Annotated in this window: 3 protein-coding genes; 1 reads left to right on the plus strand and 2 read right to left on the minus strand. The window is 64.5% G+C overall.

Annotated elements, in window-relative coordinates; all coding sequences use genetic code 11:
* Positions 1-972, plus strand: a 972-nt coding sequence (locus VEK15_25210; GenBank protein ID HXV64023.1) for a DUF2914 domain-containing protein, incomplete at its 5' end; no start/stop codon positions are given.
* A gap of 65 nt (positions 973-1,037) precedes the next feature.
* Here VEK15_25210 and VEK15_25215 read toward each other — a convergent pair.
* On the minus strand, positions 1,038-1,700 hold the full coding sequence (locus VEK15_25215) for a V-type ATP synthase subunit D (protein ID HXV64024.1): 663 nt from the start codon (positions 1,698-1,700) through the stop codon (positions 1,038-1,040).
* Positions 1,697-2,545, minus strand: an 849-nt coding sequence (locus VEK15_25220) for a V-type ATP synthase subunit B (GenBank protein ID HXV64025.1), incomplete at its 5' end; no start/stop codon positions are given. The genes VEK15_25215 and VEK15_25220, both read right to left, overlap by 4 nt.

The raw sequence follows: 2,545 nt of genomic DNA on the forward strand, positions 1-2,545 counted from the left end.
AACGAGAAGAGCTTCGGAACGCAGCTGAGGGATGCCCGAGAGGCGTCCGGGGATACCCTCGACGCCATCGCCCGGACGACCCGCATTTCCCGTCGCTACCTTCAGGCACTGGAGGCCAGCGACCTCGAAACCCTTCCGGGAAGCGCGTTCGACAAGGGGTACATTCGAGCCTACTCCGAGTTTCTCGGGATCGACCCTCAGCCCATTCTGGAGGCTTACCATATCGAGGCGCGTCGGCTCGGACGCGGAACGCCGGAAAGCGCCCGGCAGACGATCGACGAGATGTCTCGCCTTTTGAACGGGGGAGTCGCTCTGCAATCGAAACGGCGCGCGGCCCTAGCCGCAGGAGTGGCACTGGCCATCGGCTTGACCTCGGCCGTGGTGTGGTTGTCGCGATCGGGAGACGTGGAAAACCAGCCCGCGACGAACACCGAAATCGAGATCGCGAAAACGACACCGACCCCGTCGGTTCGTGGACGCCCGGCGTCCAAAACTTCGACCCCAGAGCCGTCGAGCCCGACGACGAGCGAGCCAGGACTGATAGTGGCCGATCACGGAGTTGGAACGGGTATCACCGGACGCGATCTCGTTGGCCGAACGAACCGCTTTCGCGAAGGGACCGACGCTTTTTTCTGGACACAGGTGATAGGCGGGTCGAACGGGCAGATCATCCGCCACCTCTGGTTTTACGAGGGTCGCGTGGTCATGCGGGCGGAGCTAACAGTGGGGAGCGCGCATTGGCGCACGTTCAGCCGGTTCACCCTGCCCCCGGGATCCGCGGGCAATTGGTGGGTGGAAGCTCGCGCGGCTGACGGGCGGCTGCTGGTACGGGAGGAGTTCGAGTGCCTGCCTGCCGCCGAGACCTCGTCCCCCAGCCAGAAGCCCGATGCGTTACCGGGTGTCGTTGATCCGCTGGGTTCCCGAGTCTCACGAAGCGAAACGACAAAGTCGTTACCCCGTACTATTAATTAAGAGCAGGTGACGGATCCGCCGAAGACTCTTCGGATGGCCCGGACCGCGGTGGGCCCGACGGAAGCCTACTTCCATTCCCGACCCCGGCGCGGCGTCGCTCTTCCCATGCGTTCGGAGAGAAACGTCGAGCGCAGGTGCTCGTCGCGTTCGCGCTCGTCGAGGACCCTTCGGATCGTGGCCACCTGCTCCCGCATCGCCGGTGCGAGACGTTGCTCGAGCATATTCACCTGACGCGAGGTCCGGGCCAGCTCGTCCCCCAGCCGGCGAAGAACCATTTCCTCTGGCGCGGAGCTAAGGATGAGCGACACCAGCTTCTCGAACTCCGCCGCCGCTTCCGCTGCAGCGAGTCCGGTCGAGCCGGGTGCCGTGCCTCGGTCATCGAGACTCCTGCCAATCGGCGGGAGCTCGACGATCTCGGAAACCGGAATACCCCAAACCTGAGAGGGGCGAAGGCTCACGACGACTTCCCGGCTCGGCCAGCCGAGAGCTCGCGCTCCCGATTCCGCGTGGAGAGCCAGGGTTCTCAGGAGCGCGGGATAGGACCGGCGGGCCTGCTCCCCGATGAGCCGGCGTGCTTCCGCCGCCGGCCTGGCGCGGCGAAAAAACTCGGAGACGAGCGCTTCCCTCTTTCTTCGAAGCAGCACGATGCCCTTCCGCGTACGGTCGAGCCTCTTCATCGCGCGAAGCAGGTTCATCCGCGTCGGGGAGATCCTCTCCAGGGTTCTCAAGGTGCAGACTCCCTTCTTTTCCAATCTTCCTTACGAAGTCGGAGGAGATCTTCCCTCGGCAAGCCTTGGAGAAGGCGCCAGCCGATCTCGATCGTCTCTTCGATACTCCGGCGCACCTCGCCCTGCGCGATGAGCTCGGATTCGAACCTCGACGTGAACTGGAGCGCCCGGCGGTCTGATGGGCTCAGGCCCGCCTCGCCCACGATCGCCGACATGAGCTGCGCCTCGCGGCCTTGACTGTATATCGCGTAGAGCTGATCCGCCCACGCCCGGTGCTCGGGCACGGTACTCTCCTTTCCGATTCCAGCGTTCATCAAACGGGAGAGCGATGGGAGCACGTCGATCGGAGGAAATACGTTTTGTCGAAACAGATCCCGGCTGAGCACGATCTGACCCTCGGTGATGTATCCGGTGAGATCCGGGATCGGATGAGTCATGTCGTCGTCGGGCATCGTGAGAATCGGAAGCTGCGTCAGGGACCCCTCGCGGCCGGCGAGGATTCCTGCCCGCTCGAAGAGGCTGGCGAGGTCGGTGTACATGTAGCCGGGGTAACCGCGCCTGCCGGGGATCTCCTTGCGCGCAGTCGCGATTTCCCGAAGCGCTTCGCAGTAATGGGTCATGTCCGCGAGCACCACCAGCACGTGGTAGCCCGCCTCGAAGGCGAGAAACTCGGCCTGCGTCAGCGCGACGCGCGGCGCCAGCAGCCGCTCGATCGTGGGGTCACGCGTCTCGTTCAGGTACAGGACGCTCCGTTCCATCGCGCCGCTCGCCTGGAAGCGCTCGAGGAACGTGTGGGTCTCGCGTGACGTGATCCCGAGCGCCGCGAAAACGAGGGCGAACGGTTC

Source organism: Vicinamibacteria bacterium (assembly GCA_035620555.1).
Taxonomy (GTDB): Bacteria; Acidobacteriota; Vicinamibacteria; order Marinacidobacterales; family SMYC01; genus DASPGQ01.